General features: G+C 54.2%; 19 protein-coding genes. 10 read left to right on the top strand and 9 right to left on the bottom strand.

Features of this window, described 5'->3' with window-relative positions:
* The first annotated feature begins 1 nt into the window (after position 1).
* Positions 2 to 685 carry a hypothetical protein gene (locus C3F13_16625; protein ID PWB50576.1) on the top strand — a complete coding sequence of 228 codons (684 nt, stop codon included), beginning with the start codon at positions 2 to 4 and terminating at the stop codon, positions 683 to 685.
* Positions 686 to 974: 289 nt separating this feature from the next.
* On the opposite strand, the gene C3F13_16630 is transcribed toward C3F13_16625, so the two are convergent.
* Positions 975 to 4,058, bottom strand: a complete 3,084-nt coding sequence (locus C3F13_16630; protein PWB50577.1) for a glycine--tRNA ligase subunit alpha/beta — start codon at positions 4,056 to 4,058, stop codon at positions 975 to 977.
* Between the two features lie 226 nt (positions 4,059 to 4,284).
* Here C3F13_16630 and C3F13_16635 point away from each other — a divergent pair, with 226 nt between their 5' ends.
* From C3F13_16635 to C3F13_16670, 8 genes are read left to right on the top strand one after another with little or no spacing between them, the layout of a single operon-like run.
* Positions 4,285 to 5,859 (top strand): DUF2867 domain-containing protein, encoded by a 1,575-nt coding sequence (locus C3F13_16635; protein ID PWB50578.1) that lies wholly within the window; start codon positions 4,285 to 4,287, stop codon positions 5,857 to 5,859.
* Between the two features lie 9 nt (positions 5,860 to 5,868).
* Positions 5,869 to 6,819 carry a hypothetical protein gene (locus tag C3F13_16640; protein ID PWB50579.1) on the top strand — a complete coding sequence of 317 codons (951 nt, stop codon included), beginning with the start codon at positions 5,869 to 5,871 and terminating at the stop codon, positions 6,817 to 6,819.
* A 12-nt stretch (positions 6,820 to 6,831) separates the two neighbouring features.
* Entirely contained in the window at positions 6,832 to 7,287 is a 456-nt protein-coding gene (locus tag C3F13_16645; GenBank protein PWB50580.1) for a hypothetical protein, read from the top strand.
* The gene (locus tag C3F13_16650) at positions 7,284 to 7,832 is read left to right on the top strand and encodes a hypothetical protein (protein PWB50581.1); all 549 of its coding nucleotides are present in this window, start codon (positions 7,284 to 7,286) and stop codon (positions 7,830 to 7,832) included. The genes C3F13_16645 and C3F13_16650 overlap by 4 nt, the downstream gene beginning before the upstream one ends.
* Positions 7,822 to 8,223, top strand: coding sequence for a hypothetical protein (locus C3F13_16655; GenBank protein PWB50582.1), 402 nt, complete (start codon positions 7,822 to 7,824; stop codon positions 8,221 to 8,223). The genes C3F13_16650 and C3F13_16655 overlap by 11 nt, the downstream gene beginning before the upstream one ends.
* Positions 8,210 to 8,656 (top strand): hypothetical protein, encoded by a 447-nt coding sequence (locus C3F13_16660; GenBank protein PWB50583.1) that lies wholly within the window; start codon positions 8,210 to 8,212, stop codon positions 8,654 to 8,656. The genes C3F13_16655 and C3F13_16660 overlap by 14 nt, the downstream gene beginning before the upstream one ends.
* A complete protein-coding gene (locus C3F13_16665) occupies positions 8,657 to 9,280 on the top strand; it encodes a hypothetical protein (protein PWB50584.1) in 624 nt (207 codons plus the stop codon).
* 17 nt (positions 9,281 to 9,297) lie between these two features.
* On the top strand, positions 9,298 to 9,864 hold the full coding sequence (locus C3F13_16670; protein PWB50585.1) for a hypothetical protein: 567 nt from the start codon (positions 9,298 to 9,300) through the stop codon (positions 9,862 to 9,864).
* Here C3F13_16670 and folK read toward each other — a convergent pair.
* The 5 genes from folK to C3F13_16695 form a co-directional block, all read right to left on the bottom strand.
* Positions 9,861 to 10,358, bottom strand: coding sequence for a 2-amino-4-hydroxy-6-hydroxymethyldihydropteridine diphosphokinase (gene folK / locus C3F13_16675; protein PWB50586.1), 498 nt, complete (start codon positions 10,356 to 10,358; stop codon positions 9,861 to 9,863). The genes C3F13_16670 and folK overlap by 4 nt on opposite strands.
* A gap of 9 nt (positions 10,359 to 10,367) precedes the next feature.
* Entirely contained in the window at positions 10,368 to 11,093 is a 726-nt protein-coding gene (locus C3F13_16680; protein ID PWB50587.1) for a short-chain dehydrogenase, read from the bottom strand.
* An 83-nt stretch (positions 11,094 to 11,176) separates the two neighbouring features.
* Positions 11,177 to 11,998 (bottom strand): phosphosulfolactate synthase, encoded by an 822-nt coding sequence (locus C3F13_16685; protein ID PWB50620.1) that lies wholly within the window; start codon positions 11,996 to 11,998, stop codon positions 11,177 to 11,179.
* A gap of 33 nt (positions 11,999 to 12,031) precedes the next feature.
* On the bottom strand, positions 12,032 to 13,402 hold the full coding sequence (locus C3F13_16690) for a 2-methylcitrate dehydratase (GenBank protein ID PWB50588.1): 1,371 nt from the start codon (positions 13,400 to 13,402) through the stop codon (positions 12,032 to 12,034).
* Between the two features lie 15 nt (positions 13,403 to 13,417).
* Entirely contained in the window at positions 13,418 to 14,590 is a 1,173-nt protein-coding gene (locus C3F13_16695) for a pyridine nucleotide-disulfide oxidoreductase (GenBank protein ID PWB50589.1), read from the bottom strand.
* A gap of 156 nt (positions 14,591 to 14,746) precedes the next feature.
* Here C3F13_16695 and C3F13_16700 point away from each other — a divergent pair, with 156 nt between their 5' ends.
* Positions 14,747 to 15,178, top strand: a complete 432-nt coding sequence (locus tag C3F13_16700; protein ID PWB50590.1) for a MarR family transcriptional regulator — start codon at positions 14,747 to 14,749, stop codon at positions 15,176 to 15,178.
* Here the strand turns inward: C3F13_16700 and C3F13_16705 are convergent, their stop codons facing one another.
* Genes C3F13_16705 through C3F13_16715 form a run of 3 tightly spaced genes read right to left on the bottom strand, consistent with a single transcriptional unit; the run spans position 15,179 to position 18,847 of the window.
* On the bottom strand, positions 15,179 to 16,621 hold the full coding sequence (locus C3F13_16705; GenBank protein ID PWB50591.1) for a hypothetical protein: 1,443 nt from the start codon (positions 16,619 to 16,621) through the stop codon (positions 15,179 to 15,181).
* A gap of 48 nt (positions 16,622 to 16,669) precedes the next feature.
* Positions 16,670 to 17,431, bottom strand: coding sequence for a hypothetical protein (locus tag C3F13_16710; GenBank protein ID PWB50592.1), 762 nt, complete (start codon positions 17,429 to 17,431; stop codon positions 16,670 to 16,672).
* Between the two features lie 24 nt (positions 17,432 to 17,455).
* On the bottom strand, positions 17,456 to 18,847 hold the full coding sequence (locus tag C3F13_16715) for a hypothetical protein (protein ID PWB50593.1): 1,392 nt from the start codon (positions 18,845 to 18,847) through the stop codon (positions 17,456 to 17,458).
* Between the last annotated feature and the right edge of the window lie 2 nt (positions 18,848 to 18,849).

Consider the following 18,849-nt stretch of genomic DNA (forward strand, 5'->3'; position numbering starts at 1 on the left):
TATGACAGGGTTGACTGATCAGGCAGGCGGCATGAAGGTGACAGGTGGCGAGGCGATCGAAAAGGCGCACCAGGCCTGGCAGGAGAGCATGCTGAAACAGCTGGATGTGCTGCGCAGCGAGATCCTGGCGACCCAGCCAGGCAGGCTGGCAGCAAATTGCGCAGGCACTCTCAAGGACCAGCAGATTCTACTCAGATACTGGGGGCAGGAGGTGAGCATCTCCCTTCCTGACCTTCGGGCTCACAAGCTGGCAGATGGCACTGAATGCTCGGTGTATGATTCCGGAGTGCTGTTGTACTACCTCCGGGAAGCCGATGGCACACCCATGGCAGACCATTGGATCGGCTACCGCGAGCTGCCTGGTGGCAGTTTTTACAGCCAGGCTTTCCAAGGCTACAGCGGTGACCGGCTGGCACGTGTCTTCGGTGAGAATGCGGACGGCTATACACAAGCAGCACGTGCCATCGGAGGGACAGCACTCACCGGTTTACCCGGGCTGGCGTTTAGCTTTTTACCCTTGCCGCGTGTCCGCCTGGCAGCGATCCTGTACCCAGGGGATGAAGAATTTGCGGCACGTGGCTCGGTTCTGTTCGACGCGGCCGCCAGCCATTATATGACCACCGACGGTTTGGCGCTGTTGGGAGCAGGGTTGGTGGGCAGATTGGTTCGGGTGGGAGAAGCATGAAGATTTACGGGGGTAAGTAGAGTGTTGGGTTTTGGGCTAAAATGCAGCCCTCAACCGGTAAAGAACATGCCAGGTCACCCTAACCTATAACTTCGCTTATGTAACAAAAGATCAGATCCCGGCATAGCCCACCGGGCTGGTGTTTCGGGGTTGGAAAGACACCAAACCCTCTCAATGACAAATAATTTTGTCTACATCTGCCATCACATTGACAACTGATTTCGGGCAAGATAGCCCTTGTGAAGTCCTAAAAAATCCTTTGTGTCCTTTCTGTCCTTTGTGTTTTTCTTTAAAAGCCTTCCAACTTTGACATATCCGCCACGCTGCTTCCAAGGGCGACGATGCGTTGCAGCAATGCCAGGCGATTCTGGCGCAGGAGGGCGTCCTCAGTCATCACCAGCACTTCATCGAAGAAGCGATTGACCTCTGGGATCATCGGCAGGAAAGCCGTCAGGAAACTATTGACAGTGTGGATGCGCGACAGGTGGACAGCTTTTTCAGCCTGCTGCAGGGCAGCATACAGGCTTTCTTCAGCCTTTTCGGCAAATGCCTGCGGGTCCAGATTGAAGGTCTCGCCAATATCGCGGGTGATGCGCACGCAACGGGCATAGGCTGGGAGGATGTCATGCCAATCGGGGCGGATGACCCAGCTGGATAGCTGGGTGACCGACAGATAGGTACGGGCCGGGTTATACCCCTGGGCAGACACTACTGCTTCAACGACATCGTAGTGGTAGCCACTCTCGAGTAGCAAGTTGCGCAGGCGTTCGATGATAAACACCTGGCAGGCAACCAACGTGTCCGGCTCAATGGCAATCGGCAATTGCCCAGCGGCGAACCCCAGACCCATGCACAGGTCGAGACTGGCATTCTGAGCGATGAGGGCCTGCACTAAACCCAAAGCAGCCCGACGCTGGGCGAATGGATCACGGGCACCGGTGGGGGCCATCCCGGCGGCAAACAACCCCACCAGCGTATCCAGGCGGTCAGCAGTACCAACGACCAGCCCTGGGCAGGTTTTGGGTGGCTGATCTCCGGCGAAGCGTGGCAGGTAGTGCTCATAGATGGCTTCAGCAACCGCTTCACTTTCGCCGGAAGAGAGGGCGTAATAACGTCCCAGGATACCTTGCAAGGAAGTCATCTCGATGACCATCTTGGTCGCCAGGTCAGCTTTGCACAGCTCTGCCGCCCGGTGAGCAATCTCCGCCTCTGCAGGGTTAAGACTGAGCATAGGTGCCAGTTGATCTGCCAGGGCGGTGATGCGGTGGGTTTTATCGAGCATTGAACCTAGCTTGGCCTGGAAGGTGAGCGTACCCAACCTGGGCAGGAAATCAGCCAGCTTGTGTTTCCGGTCATCGCGCACGAAGAAATCTGCATCGGCGAAGCGAGCGCGAATGACATGCTGGTTTCCTTCGATGATCAGCTCAGTGCCAGGGATGGGATGTATGCCTCGTGAAGGATGATTGGCCACGGTGATAAAGTAAGGTAGCAGCTCACTTTCATCGGCAGGAAGCAGGAGCTCTGAAGGAATAGATGTACGCCCGGAGGTGGGCGGCTGGATTGAAAACACCGGAAAATAGCGTTGATGTTTCTTCATCACCGAGATGAGCACTTCGCGTGGCAGGTTCAAGGCAGCCGCATCGAACGAGCCAAGCACGGCAGTGGGGGCTTCAACCAGGTTGGCAATCTCCCCCAGCAACGCCTGATCGGGTATGCTGCGCCCATGGATTTCACTGACCAACCCATCTAGCTGTGTTTGGATCAGAACGGTTCGATCAGCCTTTTCAAGGATGATGCCTTGCTCTTTAAGCCGCCTGAAATAATCGATGGCGTTCTCCACGGGGAATTCAGCCGGTGATATCGTGCGCAAGCCGCGCGTGCGGTTTGATGATCTCAATCCAGCGAACTCAAAGGGGATTACCAGCTCACCAAGCAAAGCCAGCAGCCAGCGGATGGGGCGCGAGAAATATACATTGGTCCGGTTCCAGCGCATCGATTTATCAAAGCGCAGGGAGGCGATCAACCCCGGCAAAGCTTCACCCAGTACTTCAGCTGCCGGTCGGCCTGCCTGACGGACCGTGGCAGCTACATAACGCCCACCGTCCAGGTCTACGACCTGCAGGTCGTGCAGGCTGACACCTTTGCTGCGGGCGAAGCCTTCGGCTGCCTTGGTAGGGGCTCCGAACGAGTCGAAGGCCCGGTCGGCCGGTGGGCCTTTGACGAGTTGTTCCAGATCGGGCTGGCGGGGGGAGACAGCCATTACATGCATCACCAGGCGGCGCGGTGTTCCCGAGACATGTACATCCCCATGAGCAAGGCGCAGCTCATCCAGCAGGAGGGGAAGGCGCTTGTTCAGCTGTTCGATAGCCGAATCCAGGTCACCAGCGGGGAGCTCCTCGGTGCCGATCTCAAACAACAGGTCGGCGGGGGCCGAAAGGGAGGTCGTCGCTGATAAGGAAATTCTTTCAGCCTGAGCTTGCTCTGCAATCTGGTCTTCATCCAGGAAAGGATATTCCAGGTGCTGCCGCTGGGCAAGGTAGGCTTCAGCCACGCGCCTTGAAAGGTCGCGCATCCGTCCAAAGTAAGCCTGGCGCTCTGTGATTCCGATAGCACCACGCGAATCGAGCACGTTAAAGGTGTGCGAGCATTTCAAGACGTAATCATGCGCAGGCAGGACCAGGTTCATATCCAGGCAGGCTCTGGCCTCCTGCTCGTAAAGGTCATACATAGCTTTCAAGCGGCCAACATCGGCCACCTCGAAATAGTACGTGCTCTGTTCCTGCTCAGCTTGCAGGTTTACGTCTCCGCTGGTGAACCGGTCATTCCAGCGGATGTGGGTAAAGCCATCCACACGCTGCAGAGCGATGGCGATGCGGTCAAGCCCATAAGTGATCTCGACAGAAACTGGGTCACACAGCGCTCCTCCGGCCTGCTGGAAATAGGTGAACTGGGTGATCTCCTGACCATCCAGCCAGACTTCCCAGCCCAATCCCCAGGCACCCAGGGCAGGGCTTTCCCAGTTATCTTCCACGAAACGCAGATCATGTAGAAGTGGGTCGATACCGAGGGCAGCCAGGGAGGCAATATACAGCTCCTGGGCGTTGCCCGGGTCGGGCTTGAGGATCACCTGGAACTGGTAGTGCATCTGCATGCGGTTGGGGTTCTCACCATAGCGACCATCATCCGGGCGGATGGATGGCTCCACATAAGCCACATTCCAGGGTTCAGGCCCAAGCACACGCAGGGCCGTAGCTGGGTTGAGCGTGCCAGCGCCTACCTGCTGGTAGTAGGGCTGCCAGATGAGGCAACCTCGCTCTGCCCAGAAATGCTGCAGGGTGAGGATGATGGATTGGAAATCGAGTGTTTCAGTCATGGCTACTCTTTAATGGTCATGGTTTGGATAAATCAGGGAGATTATAACCGTAAAAAGTGTTGGCGGTTCTGGATTTGTAATAAATTAGGAGTTGGGATGACCGGTAGAAAAGGTCTGGGCTTTGTTGAAATCACACAACCCAACCAACAAAAAAATCACACTGGAAACATAATTATATGTGTGAGATAATTGGACAATTCTTGTGTTATTTGTGGAATAATTTTCGATGATGTCCAGAGCAGGAGCAGGTTTGGAGCAGTGCGCAGATGATTTGGCGATGAAAGTCTTAGTAAGCGGTGCAACGGGAAATATTGGCAGCAAGCTGATCCCACGCCTGGTGGCGGCAGGCCATGCGGTGAGTTGCATGGCCAGGCAGCCAATATGCCTGGAAAGGTACCAGTGGCAGGGTGTTGAGATTCACCAGGCTGATGTGCTTGACCTGCCCAGCCTGTCGAAGGTCATGCAGGGTATTGAAGTGGCCTATTACCTGATCCACTCGATGGCAGACGGGGTGAAGGGGTATATCGAGCAGGATATAAAGGCAGCCGAAAATTTCAGCAGGAGTGCCCGCCAGGCAGGCGTACAACGCATCATCTACCTGGGAGGTCTGGGGGTATGCGAACACGACCTGACATCCCATCTGGCATCCAGGCAGCGCGTGGGTGAGATTTTACGGGCTTCGGGCGTGCCAGTTACCGAATTCCGTTCGGCAGTGATCATTGGGACAGGCAGTGCCTCCTTTGAAATAATTCGCTACCTGATGGAGCGGATCCCATTGATCCTCGCACCCCCCAGCATACAGACCTACTGCCAGCCAATCGGTGTGGAAAATGTACTGGAATACCTGACAGCCTGCCTCTTAGCACCTCACTCGATCAATAAGTTATACGAAATCGGCGGACCAGATATCCTCAGTTATCAAGAGATGCTCAGGGAATATGCCGTAATCCGTAAGTTGAAACGAAAAATGGTGCGTATACCTGGGCTTTCACCAAAACATGCTGCGCGGATCATGCATTTATTTACACCCATCCCTATCGCATATGCCGAACCGCTGCTAGATGGGCTTGGCAGCGAGGTGATCGTGCGCGACCCGAGCGCACAAGAGGATTTCAAGATAAACCTTACCAGGTATGCTTTCAGCCTGAGGCAGGCGCTGCAACGCACCGGTTCTGGAGAGGTGGAACATTACTGGCGTGGAAATCATCCGGGGCTTGAGCCCGGCGTAACCCACCTGGATATTGAAGGTATGTTCATCGAGCAGCGACGAACCACCAGCTCAGCCAGACCGGAAATGCTGTTTACAGCTTTCGCAGGAATTGGCGGCCGGCATGGATGGTATTATGCCAACTGGCTGTGGAAGCTGCGCGGCTGGGTGGATAAGCTGGCAGGCGGCATGAGCCGGCCAGCTAGCCGGACTAACCCGGACGAGTTGCATCCTGGTGATATACTGGAAGGGTGGAGTGTGGAGAAGGTCGAACCTGGCTACTTGATCAGGCTGAAGTTCGAGATGAAAGCACCAGGCCCAGCCTGGATGCAGTTTGAAGCTCAAGCATATAAGGACGGAGGATCCCTGCTCATCCTTACGTCTTTTTTTGAGCCTCATGGCATCGGCGGGTTGATCTACTGGTACTGCCTCTACCCTTTCCACCAATGGATCAACAAAGGTCTATCAAAAGCGATCGTCAGGCAAGCAGAAGATATAAGCCATACCAGCGACGCATCCAGTAGTAACCTTGGAAAGACCAACAACAACATCGAGGCAAATTTCATTGAGAACAATGGTCGAAATCCGTACTGATGATAAGGTATGATCACTCAACAGAAATATCAGGGTGAAGGTGATAAACAAAGGATGATCGAACTGGCGGTTGCTACCCAGGCCGAAAATATCCATTTCATTGACCTGCCTTACCGGCTGAGCTCATGGGCGCTGGATGAAACGGAGAACATCGGGCTGTGGGTGGATGGGCGTGGGCAGCTGGCGGCTTGGGCTGTGATGCAATCTCCATTCTGGACAGTGGACTGTGTGATCCGGCCAGACAGCTTCAGAAGCGGCTACAGGCAGATCCTTGAGTGGGTAAATAAACGCTCTACAAACCTATTGAACACGGATTATGGCCATCCATGCTGGTTCATGAACGCCTTCCCACAGCAAGGCGAGCGCAGGCAGGCACTTGAGCAAGCCGGGTATGTATGCCAAGCTTACCTTCCCAAAGATGCCTGGTCATCGGTGTGGATGGAACTCGAACGGATAAAGCAGATTCCAACCTATCATCTTGCTGAAGGTTTCACTTTCCGACCCCTGGGGGGACCTGGAGAAGTGGATGCCTACGTTGAGCTGCACCAGGCCGTATTCGAGACCAAAAATATGACCAGTGACTGGCGCGGGCGCACACTGCAGCAACCAGTTCATAAGCCCGAGCTGGACATGGTGGCCGTCGCACCTGACGGAAAGCTGGTGGCTTTCTGCATCGGCTGGCTTGGGACAGATAGGCAAGGAAACCTGGTGGGGCAGATTGAACCACTGGGATGCCATGCCGACTATAGAAAGTTCGGGCTCGGGCGGCAGGTGCTGTGCGAGACGCTCAAGCGCTTGCGGCAATACGGCGCAGGGAATATCTATGTTGAGACGGATGACTTCCGCTCGGCAGCCTTTCATCTCTACCAGGGCATCGGATTTGAAGTTGTAAATCAGGTGTTGGTGTACCGCAAAGATGTCGGTGAGCCCGTAACAGTAGATGATATGGTCAATCAATAATCATGGAGGAACATGTTGATCAATTGGGATGGATGGAATTATCTGCTGGGTGAGTGGGAAGGTGGGCATGCAGTCCACCCGGAGCAGGGGCAGGGAACATTCAGCTTCAGTTTTGAGCTGGACCAAAACATCCTGGTGAGGCGCAGTCGCACGGTTTTCCCCGCCACAGCTGAGCGTGAGGGCTTCAGCCATGATGATTTGCTGATCGTGTACACCGAATTTACCGGGGCGAAACGGGCGATCTATTTTGATAATGAAGAGCATGTCATCCACTACGAAGTAGGAATCTCGCCTGATAAGAAGAATATTGTGCTTGAGAGCGATGCGGTTCCCTACGCACCCCAGTTCAGGTTCACTTACAGCAATACGGGTGAGGATACGCTGGAAGCCAAATTTGAGATGGCACCACCCGGGAAGGCGGGTGAATACTTTACCTACCTTCAAGGGACAGCCAAACGTATAAAATGACCGTGTTTATCTCCTTGCTGCAGGGTATCAATGTGGGGGGGCAAAAAAGACTGGGGATGGAAGCGCTGCGCAAGATTTACCAGGATCTTGGGTTTTCTCTCATCCGTACGTATGTGCAAAGCGGGAATGTCGCATTTTCTACCGATGAGGAAAACTGCGCACTACTCAAGGATAAGATCGAAGTAGCTATTACCAGAGCGTGTGGATTTTCCACCCGGGTGTTCATCCGGACAGCGGGTGACCTACAGCGTATATTGAACAGTAATCCTTTCCTGACCAAACGCATGGAAGAGGCAAGTAAGCTACATATATCGTTCCTATACCAACCGGTTGAAAGTTCTGCGTGGAGCAGGCTGTCAGTACCCCAGGGCAGCCAGGACGAATACGCACCCGGCAAGATGGAGGTGTTCCTGTTTTGCCCGAATGGCTACGGTAAGACAAAATTATCAAACAGCTTTTTCGAGCGAAAATTGGGTGTGCCGGTGACCACTCGGAACTGGAATACACTAGAGGCGCTTTACAGGATGGCGCAAGATGTTCCCTGAACGCTATATCGAACAATATCTGCTGCAAATTCCTCCTGAATTACGCGATATTGTGCTGGAGATCAGGAATATTGTTGCTAGCGTGGCACCCGGTGCCACCGAAAAACAGCACAGCCGCGGCTTCAGTTATTATCACAAAGAACGGGGAGGCCCGGTGAGTGCGGGGATTTGCCAGATTGGCATCTTCGGCGATCACATCCGCCTGGCTTTCATCCACGGGGCGTTCCTGGATGACCCGGAGGGCATGCTGAGAGGTAAAGAAAAGGCCAAGAGATATATGCCAATCTATAGCTATGAGGAGGCTCCCTGGGAGTATATTCGAAGCTTGATTGAGGCCCATTCGCGTTTTGACCCCTACACTTATTTCAAGAAAAATAATGAAACTGCATAAAGGAAAATCAATTTTTTTATTGTTTTCTCTGGCGATAATTGTTTCGGCCTGTGCAGCACGGACAGGCACCCCAGGCGCCACCCTCAACCCGGTGTCTGACCCCACCCAGACGCCCGCCCTGCTGGCGACACCCTATGCACAGCAGCCTGCAGCCGGGATCTGTGCGAGCCCCGATGGCCAAGCCGTGGTCATCACTCTCAACCCGGATATCCCTGACCCGCGCTGCAGCAAAGCACGGCCTGACCAAAAGCTCATGGTGATCAACCGCACTCAGGCTAGCCTGCTCGTTTCGATTGGCAAGTTCGAAGATTTACTGCCACCCGGTGGGCAATTCACGGTGGATGAGCCTTTTGGAGAGTACCTTGCAGCCGGGGTACATCAGCTGAGTGTTTCGCCCTGTTGCAGCGCTGAGATCTGGCTGGAGGAGAAATAGATGAAATTAACCCCCAAGATCATCCTGGAAGGCACACGGCTAACCCACAAGACTGACATCGCCTTCGCCTTGAATGAACACCCGCGCATTGTTGGACCGCGCAAATATCGCTACCATTCTCCGCTGGTGTCAGCGGAATGGTGCGGCTTCACTAACTTTCCCTGGGGGCGCGGCCTGATCAATTTCGACCCACAGGAAGAAGCCCTGGCAATGGATACCTACCACACGTGGGTGAAGCTCTTCCAACAATTACGATATTACTCATGGATCGTCGACCGCTTTCACATCTCAACCCAGACATACCAATTTATCCAGCGGGCGAAAAGCTATGATTTTGTCTGGCTGGAGCAGACCCTGAAAGAGCTGGATTTCAGGCTAATCTTCTGTACACGCTCAGCTGGTTCATTCGCCCAGGCGCGGGAGCAGAGGATCAAAGTGTCGGGGAAGCCATCGCAATATGATGACCTGCAGATTTTCGTCAAGGAGCAGGAGGTGATGCAAGGGTTTATTAATGCCTCCAGGCTGCAAACGCTGAAGGTGGATATCTCAGATGATGATGTGACCAGGGTAGTCGAAAATATTGCGGACTGGATGGAACAAACCGGTGGATTATACTCAAACTAAACCAGGGCTGGAAATTGATGTACATATTCCTGATGCCCCTGCTGATTGGTTTCATATTTAACTCCCTCAGCGCATTTACCTGCTATCTCAGCCAACGCCTGGGGGAGCGGAATGGGCGGGTTGCTTGCATCATCCTTCGGGATGTACTGGGAATACCGATGTGGGCAATCGGCTATGCCATGGCGGAAAATGCAGCCTCAAGTCTGATATATACCCCCCTGTGGTTCATTTCCGTATTGGCTGGCTTATTGATGCTTGCGGGCGCAGCTAGCATTATCATCGGGCTGGCGTCAATCGCCGGGCGTGCCTTTGCGCCCTCCACCAAGGACACACTGGTGAGCAGTGGGATCTACGCCTATATTCGACATCCGCTGTACAGCGGGTTAATGCTCGAGCTTGCTGGCCTATTTTTATATATTCCAAAAACGACCGTCCTCATAGCCTGCCTGCTTGGATTTGGGTGGGTGCTGATCCAGTCGCGCCTGGAAGAATACGACCTGGTAATACGACTTCCCGCATACCATGAGTATATGCTGCGGATACCTCGCTTTGTGCCAAATGTGGGAAAGCGTAAGGTGGACTAGTGAGTGTTTGAGGGCAGGGGGATGGTTACATCCGGACGTGGTTGGATAGTCATAGTCCGGGCCAGCGTATGCGCGACATTTTTTAATATCCGGCCAGTTTGGTCCCGGCAGCTCGGGAGAAGCTCGGATACTGGCACGGCAACGTGAACCTGCTGCCAGATTTCAGAATCGATGACCTGTCCATCAAACAGAATGATATCCAAATCAATTGTGCGCGAGGCATTCTTGTCATCCGAGCGTACCCGGCCCATGCTTGCTTCCAAAGGACGCAGGATCCGATCTCGCAGGTTTTGCCGATCCAATTCGGTGGATACCAGCACTGCCATATTGAGATAATTTGGATAACAGCAGTCTGCTGAGGGTGTTTCATAAACAGATGAAACCCGCACTATGGTCAGCTTTGCCTGAAGCAAGGAGACTGCCCGGGGAATGTTAATTTCAGGCTCAATATTCGAGCCAAGCAGAAGGCAAGCTTGATGCTTAAGAATCATCATATCTCTAGGCTACACCAGATGGCGACCGCCGTCAAGGTGGATGATCTCGCCCGTGACGTAAGCAGGACCGGCTAAGAGAAAGACCAGGGCCTGACCCACTTCAGCTAAATCAGCCCACCTGCCAGCGGGGACGTTTTTAAGGATATTGGACGGTGCTTCGCCTTCACTGGGGGGTAACACCGCACCCAAGGCCAGGCCATTGACGCTGATGCGCGGTGCAAGCGATACCGCCAGCGCCTGGGTAAGAGCCGCCAGGGCAGCCTTGCTGATCGTATAAGGCAGGTGGTCCGCTGTAGGGCGTAAGGCGCGCCAATCCAGGAGATTGACGATACGCCCCCAGCCATCCGGGTACAGCTGCTCGGCAAAGGCCTGACTGAGCAGGAAGGGGGCGGTGAGGTTGACCATCAGGTGATGATTCCATTCTTCCAGATGGGTAGTCTGCCAATTCAAGCTGCCGAAAATAGCCGCATTGTTAACCAAACCATACAGGGTCCCAAATTCTTGGGTCCGCCGGACCAGATCTCTCACCTGGGTCGGATCATTCAGGTCGGCCTGGAGCAGGTGGGCTTTCTGTCCTATTGCCGTGATTTCGTCAAGCAGGCTTTCAGCCTGGGCCTTAGAATGCTGGTAGTGAATGACCAGGTCACCCCCATTACGGGCAGCGGTGAGCGCCAGCTCGCGTCCCACCCGTTTGGCGGCGCCAGTGATCAGGATCAGTTTTCCATCAAGCAGCATATTCCGCCTTCTTTCTAGAGTGCATGCAGGTGCAATGAACAATTATCAACCACCTGACTGCCTCCATAACGATTATATCGGGTTCAGCCTTTGTAGGTCAGCACCCGCCCCCACAGGCTCTTGGTGCCCCAAATGCCAGCCCGCAGAGTTTCCAGCTGGACGATCTGACTGTGATCAACAAACAGGTTGACATCAGCACCGTAATTCTTAATATACCAGGCAAACACTTCTGGGTCGGCAGCCTCAAACATGGGCTTCTCGAGACCGATGGCATTGATGATCTCGGCCACTACATCAGTCCGCCAGGTGGTGACATTCTCAGTGATGCCTTCCGACTCGATCATGATCATATATGCACCGGCATCTACGAAGCGCCTAGCTTGCTGGATGGCCCAACCCGGATCACGGGTGCCTTCCGCTGCCAGCTCGGCGGCGGCTGTGGCTCCACCTGCACCGAATTGGATGCCCACCTCTGGCTTGGCTTTCAAGCCAGCCTTCTGCACCTTGTCCACCAGACGCAGCCAATCGTCGGTGGGTATCGTGATGAAACCGGAAGAAATCTCAATGATATCAAAACCGAGATTCTTACACTCCTGGATATACTGGTCGACCGCTTGAGGACCTAAGGTGAGAACGTGCTCGATGAAGCCTCCCGTTGAAACCAGCACGTCGTAGCGATGGCACAGGTCCAAAAGCTCCTTAACGGCTGGACGCGGCATGAGGCTGAAAGAACCCCCGGCAAATTTCAACACATCCACGTATTCGCCCATGGTCTCCAGGATATCCTCCAGGTAGCGTTTGCCCATGGGAGTGTAATATGGCCCACGGATCTCTGTGATTCCCTGGCGGCGAGGCTTAGGCTGGCGTTCATTAATGCGCAGGAAAGGGAACGCACGCTTATCGATGGGACTTTTATCTGATTTATCCATATTTACTTCCTATCTCTTTAAGTGATCTCCCCCAAGCAGCTGCATGAAATCACGAATTTTAAGGGTTTCCAAATTTAATACAGCTTCTTCAAGCATTTTTTGCATTATTGAGGAGATACGCGAATGGGTTAATCCCTCAAATTTATTCACCGCTGTGTGCCAATGCATGGGGCGGGTGAGAAAGCCCTCGTAATCACGCTTCTCATTGATCAATTGGATACCATCCTGCAGAGTGATGGTGATGCGGCAGGGCATTTCGTGAGGAAAACGCTGGCTAAAATCGGAGCGGGGGCAGATCACCACCTTGCGTAACAAGGATTGCACATCCTCCTTCTGGATACGAGCGGGACGATACTGGTCCGGTAGCACCTGGTCATCCAGCAAGGCGACTGCTACGATATACGGCAGGCTGTGGTCGGCCTCTTCCTTGGTGCGCACGGTGTACTTCTCTCCTTCTTCACCACCGCCGATGATATTGTAGGCAACCTCAAAGGTCTCGATATCGATCGCCTGTATGCTATGTGGATTGAGCTGATGCTCGTGTTTGAGCTCAAGCACGCCTTCCACCGTAGCCTGGGAATGAATCTCAGCGTTATACCGTTTAACGATGGTCTCGGTGATCTTTTCCAGGTTCTCCCTCGGCCAATCCAATGAGAAATGACCCGCAATAGCATCCATGAAACCCTTGTTGCCTTCAAAGACCTCCCCGGGGCCGGTGATACCCCGCATGGCCAGGAAGGCGGCGTGGACGGCGGCCATGGCTGTATTGGGATAAGCCAGGCCTTTCCAATTGGAGAGTAGCCCGGTGCGGGTGACGCGCAAGGCATTATTCGCCGTACCAGCGATGGCGATCGCATTCGCCGTTTTGGCTTCATCCAGGTTGAGGGCACGGGCGACCCCGGCAGCCAGGGCATAAGCGCCTTGAGTCGTGTGGTCGAATCCACGGGCACGCACTGGGGCGACTTCGCTCAGGCGACAATGCACCTGATAGGCAACCGCCAGGGCAGTGAGCAGGTCACGGCCTGAACCACCTGCGTATTCACAGGCAGCCAGCACCGCAGCCAGGTTATCACTGGGATGGCAGGTCTCGCCCCGGGCCAGAAAGCTATCGTTGAAATCAAGGTAACGCACCAGGGCGCTGTTGTAAAACGCAGCCCGGTCGGGGGCAGTGCCCTCGCCACCGATCTGGGTGCAGAGTGGGTTGCCCCCAAACTCGGCGTTCTGGAGGGCGAGGGTATTAATCACACCAGCATCCAGGGCGGCAATGGCGCACCCGAGCGAGTCGAGCACACGGACCTTCGCCTGAGCCCTGGCAGCTTCGGAGAGCTGATCATAGGTAGCGTGCACGACAAACGAGGCCAGCTCATTGACCATTGCCATGAGACACTCTCCTGCCTAGATGCGGCCTCGGAGGCTGGCAGTCGTGAACGGCCCCGGCTCGGCAATCAGGTCCCGCGCCTTGGGGATTGAATCCCATACATTCCACAGAAGCACACCGCGCACCCAGCCATGGTCAAGGTAGTAAACGACACCTTTCTTGTACTCTTCCTTCCAATCCACGAAGGTCTCGAAGCGAGAGTCAAGCTCACCGACGGCTTCGTAACCCAGCTCAAACAGGTCCGAATAGAAAAAGGACAGGTGATGGTAAGGCTCTGCAGCACCGACCATGTTACGCCCAACCTGCTTACCCATCGTGTTGGCATTATCTTCATGCTCAATGCGCAGGCGCTTCCCCAGGGTGGGATTGGCAAATTCGGCCACATCTCCAGCAGCGAAGATATCAGGCTGGCTGGTTTGCAATGTGTCATTTACCACGATACCATTAGCAACCTGCAAACCGGCTGCCTGGGCCAGCTCGATATTGGGTTGAATGCCAATTCCGGCAACCAGGGCGTCCACCTGGAGCTGCCGGCCGTCATCCGTGAAGAGCTGGTAGCCACCATCCTGCTTCTGCACATTGACCAACTTGGTTTGAGTCAGTACTTCTACACCTTTGGCTCGAAAATAGGAATTGAGATAATCAGCCAGTAGGGCCGGATAGATGCGACCGCCAATACCGGCTTCAGGAAATAGCATGGTCACCTTTTTACCATTCATCGCCAAGGCTGCCGCAATCTCCGAGCCGATGAACCCACCGCCGACTACTCCGAAATGCTCTTTCTGGCTGGATAGCTCACGCAGTTTTTGGTAATCTTCAAGACTGCGATAATAGATGATGCCTTCATCACCGAAAGGCAGTTTGCGAGGAGTGCCGCCAGTGGCAAGGAGTAGTTTTTCGTAGCTGTATTCGTCCCCACGGTCATCGCGAACTGTCTTCGCCTGTGGGTCGATGGACTGCACTGTCCGTCCCAGATGCAAGTCGACGGTGAACTGCTCGGTCCTACGCCAGATACTGTCCAACGATTTACCTTTCCATAGAGCTTTGGTGAGGGGCGGGCGATTATATGGTGGATTGGAGTCACTACCGATGATGGCAATCGTGCCATCCTTGTCCAGCTCGCGAATTCCCCGTACGGCTGCATCAGCCGTCATGCCTGCACCGATAATCAAGTATTTGTAGGCTGCCATTTATTCCTCCCATGGGTACATTTACTTGCCTTCACTCATATTATTCTTCTTGCAATAATATGATAAAATCGATTATATATCGCATTACGATGTAAGTCAATCTCAAGAGCTCTACGCTCGACATTTTATATAAAATATTAATACAGGCGCCTTCATATGACAGATTTTTCAACTTTTTCAAAGGAAGACTACCAGACCCTGGCTGAGTTTCGCTACGCACTGCGCTTTTTTTTGCGTTTCAGCGAGAGTGCTGCTCGGTCAGCCGGGCTGACGCTGCAACAACACCAGGCAATGCTGTTCATCATCGGCTATCCTGGTCGTGAACAGGTTACCATTAGCGAGCTGGCGGAGAGGCTGCAAATCCGACACCATAGCGCGGTTGGGCTGGTGGATCGATTGGAAGATCAAGGTCTGGTGAAAAGGGTTCAAAACCAGGAAGACCGACGTCAGGTGTTCATTAGGCTGAGCGATAAAGGGGTTGGCGTATTAACCAGCCTGACGAATATACACCGCGAAGAGCTGCGCCACCTGGGGCCACAGCTTTGCAGCATGCTAGAGCAGATTACCAGCCTGACAGGGGGAATTTGATCAGCGGCTGGCTTTCACCTGGGTAAGGGCCAGGACTGAGAACAGGAACAACAACCCATAGATGGTGAAGAGCAGCACATAACCGAACCCGGCCAGGTGAGGCACCTGAGCCGTGACAAAGTCGGCGATCGGGCCACCAATGTAGGCACCCACGGCCCCGGCTCCGGCCCCGGCCAGGTTGGAGATGCCCAGGTACCGCCCGGCTTCTTCTCGGGGCACCAGGAGCGTCCCCAATGCCCAATTAGCTGAGTAAAAGAAACCCGCCCCAATGCCAATCAGGCAACCACCCACATAGATGGCAGGCAAACTGGGAATGCTTAGGGCTATTAAAGTGCCAGCCACAGCGACCAAGCCGGCGACCGCTACCATGCGTTTCTCACCGAAGCGGTCCGTCAGCCAACCGGCTGGGAGAGTGGAGAGCAGGATAAACAGACCTACGAACAGGAGCAGCTTACTGGCAGGGCCAGCCGCAGCTGCATGCTCGTAACCCAAACGACCCTGGAGAAAATACACTGCAAACGTGGATAAATTGACAATGCCCACCAGGAAAGCCAACCTATTGACCACCCACCAGGTAAATGAGGGATTGCGCTGGGCTGATTCCCCCAGGCTGATGCGCACGCTGAGCCATACCCCCAAGGCGACAGCCACCAACATGCCTCCCAGCCCAACGATACCCATGATGGTGAAAATCTGCGCCGGAGACGTGATGTCGCTGATCAGCTGGCTGACCAGATTGACGGCATACCCACAACCAACGATAATCAGGGCGAATACCAGGGTCATCCCCAACAAACGGAGAAAAGGTGACCATTCGATGGCAGTGAGAGTCTGTTTTAGAGGATTCTCGTGTACCAGCATGGTCAGTAACATGGTGATGATCAGAGAGGCCAGGACGATGGCGAGCGCAGCCCAATACTGCTCATGACTGACCAGCTTACCAATCACAAGGGCGACCACGATTAATGGTAGTGGTATCTCAAAGAGAGCTTTTACCCCCGAGAAGCGGCCGCGTTTATCCTCCGGCACCAGATCTGGAATGATGCCCTGCTCACCTGCCTGAGCGGTGTTGGAAGAAAGCTGCAACATAATGACGACTACGAATAACACCCAAAAACCGGAGATGCCTTGCAACCCAGCAGTGAACCCGACAAGGATGAGAAATATGCTGCTCATCACACTCCCTGCTGCGATGAAGGGACGGCGCTTGCCCCAAGGAAGGATACTCCGGTCTGACAGCAACCCCATCAATGCCTGGGCCAGTAATGCCACCATCAGGCTGGCCAGACGCAAGCGACCCAGGTATGTTCCTTTCTGCGCTTCACCCACAAATTGTTCAACGAGCAGCGGAGTGATCAACCCCATGGTCTGCCAGATAATCTGTATGCCAAAAAAGAAAACGTTGAAGGTGATGTAGTCATACCAGCGGAATATTTGGGTCATATCTGGCACCTTTGGAAAAAGTGATGGGTGAAATACACCATAAAAGCGTCAGCTCAGCACACGCTGCAGAAAATAGATGGTCAGGCTGGCAGCCAGGTCGCGCTCACGGTCCAGGATGACGCAGTGAGTAGAATGCTCGAGCCAGTGCAGCTGTTTGACTGGCGAGCTGACCTGGGCGTAGATGAGCTGTGGGGATTGAGCAGCGACCGTTGGGTCAAGCCTGCCTTGCATGATCAAGATCGGCTGGGTGATAGCAGCCAGCTCGGTATGAACGACCTTTTGCAGGTGCCTGAGCTGAACGGCGGCTTTCAAGGGCTGGACGGCATAGCCCTGCCATGGGTTATCATCCATGGCAGGCGGTTTGGGAATCGATGTGATGAACGGAGCGCACAGGGTAAGCAGGAAGACCTTAAGCGGGCTCAGTTTAAGGCACAGGGCAGGGGCATAGCACAAAACAGCCGCGACTTCAGGATGATTCACCGCCAGGTGTAAAACCAGCAAAGCTCCAGCAGATTCGCCCCCGATGACCACTCTCTGACATTTGTCAGCGAGCTGCAGGTAGGCTTCATCGAGAGCCGCGTACCAATCCTGCCAGGAGTAACGATTGCAGTCCTGTGGGGTAGTTCCATGGCCTGGCAACAGCGGACCGGCCACAGAATAGCCCTGGGTATGAAGGGAGCCTGCCAGCAGGCGTACTTCGGCGGTAGTGGCGGTGAGGCCGTGGCAAAGCAGCACCCCAGTGGAACCGGCCTGCCAATAAAACGCTGAGCCATCGAGCTGAGGGTTGCGGAGGACAGATGGAATGGCCATGGATAGGGAAGTGCTCGGTGATTATTATCGAAATAGAAGGAAAAGAAAAGCCAGGATAACGATCAGCAGGACCAATCCTGTGGCCATCAGCAGGACCATCTTCACCATATCCTGGGGCTTGGCACCACTGACTTTACCGGTTTGACCATTGACATACAAACGATAGCGTTTGCCTTGATAGGCATAATTGCCGATGAAGAGGGGTAATAGGGCTAGCTTGTAGGTAAGCCCACTCCATTTGCCCGCCCCGGTGGAGAAATTCCGCTTGGCTTGCTGCGGGTCTACTTCACTGGCCAGGGTGCGTTTAACCTTTTTGATCACAATTTCGCGTGCCTGAAGTGAAGCATCCGCCAGGGGATGATCGTATGTGAGAGCTACCCAACCAGGGAGAAAATCGGGTGAAAATTCCACCATTTCATCCAGGTTAAATGGCTGTATCGCAGCGATATCAACAGAAGATAGCTTACGTAACCCAGGCACAAGGACATTCTTGAACATCTCGAATTTGGAGCCACTCCGGGTTTCCCATTTGGGCAGCTTGCTGGTACCCTCATTCGCATCATAAAACCAGGGCACCTCAAGCGTGCCATCAAAAATCCAGAAGGGATAGTAAGCCGGGTGAAGCTGCATGCCCGCGTGTTGGGTGGCAAGATCATCCGGGGCAAAAAAACCCTTCCCAAGCCAGGCCTTAACACTGTTCCCAGCCGCCTGAGCATCCATCTTAAATAAACCGATCACCTGGGGATCCACCAGCTCCATCAAGGATTGCGAAGCCACAAAGCGGTTCGAAGCACAGTAAGGGCAGCTATCGGTAGTCTGGCCAGGTGGAAGGATGATAATCGCCCCACACTGCTCGCAGGTGATGCGCGACTGGTTCTCAGCCCAACGGTGGGCACGGCCAGTTGGTAGGGTCATGTCCAGCACCTGGTCGGAACTCTCGTCGATCACATGCTGGTCCACCTTGCCGGTAAACCCACAGAACTGGCATACCAGGGTGGTTTCCTGGATATCAAAGGTAATTGAAGCACCACAGTTTGGACACAGGTAGGTCTTGATGACAGCTTCTTGAGCGGCAGGTTCTTCCTGTGGGGAATAGGAAGCCCCTTCAGGCATCAGCTGGCTCTCATCCAACGTCTGGTTAACCAGCATCAAACCGCGCTTGGCGGTGGCATTGGATGGATCGGCAGCCACCGCCCGTTCCAGGTAAGTCCGCCGCTCCTGCAGGTCTTGTGTGGTCGCTGACAGCCAGATCCAGATGCGCGGGTCAGTAGAGTTAATCAGAGCAGCCTGCTCGAGTAAACTCCTGGCCAACGACAGGTTGCCATTCTTTACGGCAGTAATACCCTCTTGAATATGCTGCTCAAGTTCTCGGGCTTCAATTGAGCTGGAATCGTCAGTAAATGCGGGTGGGTGCATTA

The organism is Anaerolineales bacterium (genome assembly GCA_003105035.1).
Classification (GTDB): domain Bacteria; phylum Chloroflexota; class Anaerolineae; order Anaerolineales; family UBA4823; genus FEB-25.

Excerpts from the sequence above, each read along its gene's own strand:
- C3F13_16705 (PWB50591.1), bottom strand. The coding sequence starts at position 16,621 with ATGACCCAAATATTCCGCTGGTATGACTACATCACCTTCAACGTTTTC.
- folK (PWB50586.1), bottom strand. The coding sequence starts at position 10,358 with ATGATGATTCTTAAGCATCAAGCTTGCCTTCTGCTTGGCTCGAATATT.
- C3F13_16670 (PWB50585.1), top strand. The coding sequence starts at position 9,298 with ATGTACATATTCCTGATGCCCCTGCTGATTGGTTTCATATTTAACTCC.
- C3F13_16700 (PWB50590.1), top strand. The coding sequence starts at position 14,747 with ATGACAGATTTTTCAACTTTTTCAAAGGAAGACTACCAGACCCTGGCT.
- C3F13_16665 (PWB50584.1), top strand. The coding sequence starts at position 8,657 with ATGAAATTAACCCCCAAGATCATCCTGGAAGGCACACGGCTAACCCAC.
- C3F13_16645 (PWB50580.1), top strand. The coding sequence starts at position 6,832 with ATGTTGATCAATTGGGATGGATGGAATTATCTGCTGGGTGAGTGGGAA.
- C3F13_16715 (PWB50593.1), bottom strand. The coding sequence starts at position 18,847 with ATGCACCCACCCGCATTTACTGACGATTCCAGCTCAATTGAAGCCCGA.
- C3F13_16630 (PWB50577.1), bottom strand. The coding sequence starts at position 4,058 with ATGACTGAAACACTCGATTTCCAATCCATCATCCTCACCCTGCAGCAT.
- C3F13_16640 (PWB50579.1), top strand. The coding sequence starts at position 5,869 with ATGATCACTCAACAGAAATATCAGGGTGAAGGTGATAAACAAAGGATG.
- C3F13_16695 (PWB50589.1), bottom strand. The coding sequence starts at position 14,590 with ATGGCAGCCTACAAATACTTGATTATCGGTGCAGGCATGACGGCTGAT.
- C3F13_16690 (PWB50588.1), bottom strand. The coding sequence starts at position 13,402 with ATGGCAATGGTCAATGAGCTGGCCTCGTTTGTCGTGCACGCTACCTAT.
- C3F13_16710 (PWB50592.1), bottom strand. The coding sequence starts at position 17,431 with ATGGCCATTCCATCTGTCCTCCGCAACCCTCAGCTCGATGGCTCAGCG.
- C3F13_16655 (PWB50582.1), top strand. The coding sequence starts at position 7,822 with ATGTTCCCTGAACGCTATATCGAACAATATCTGCTGCAAATTCCTCCT.
- C3F13_16680 (PWB50587.1), bottom strand. The coding sequence starts at position 11,093 with ATGCTGCTTGATGGAAAACTGATCCTGATCACTGGCGCCGCCAAACGG.
- C3F13_16625 (PWB50576.1), top strand. The coding sequence starts at position 2 with ATGACAGGGTTGACTGATCAGGCAGGCGGCATGAAGGTGACAGGTGGC.
- C3F13_16650 (PWB50581.1), top strand. The coding sequence starts at position 7,284 with ATGACCGTGTTTATCTCCTTGCTGCAGGGTATCAATGTGGGGGGGCAA.
- C3F13_16660 (PWB50583.1), top strand. The coding sequence starts at position 8,210 with ATGAAACTGCATAAAGGAAAATCAATTTTTTTATTGTTTTCTCTGGCG.
- C3F13_16635 (PWB50578.1), top strand. The coding sequence starts at position 4,285 with ATGATGTCCAGAGCAGGAGCAGGTTTGGAGCAGTGCGCAGATGATTTG.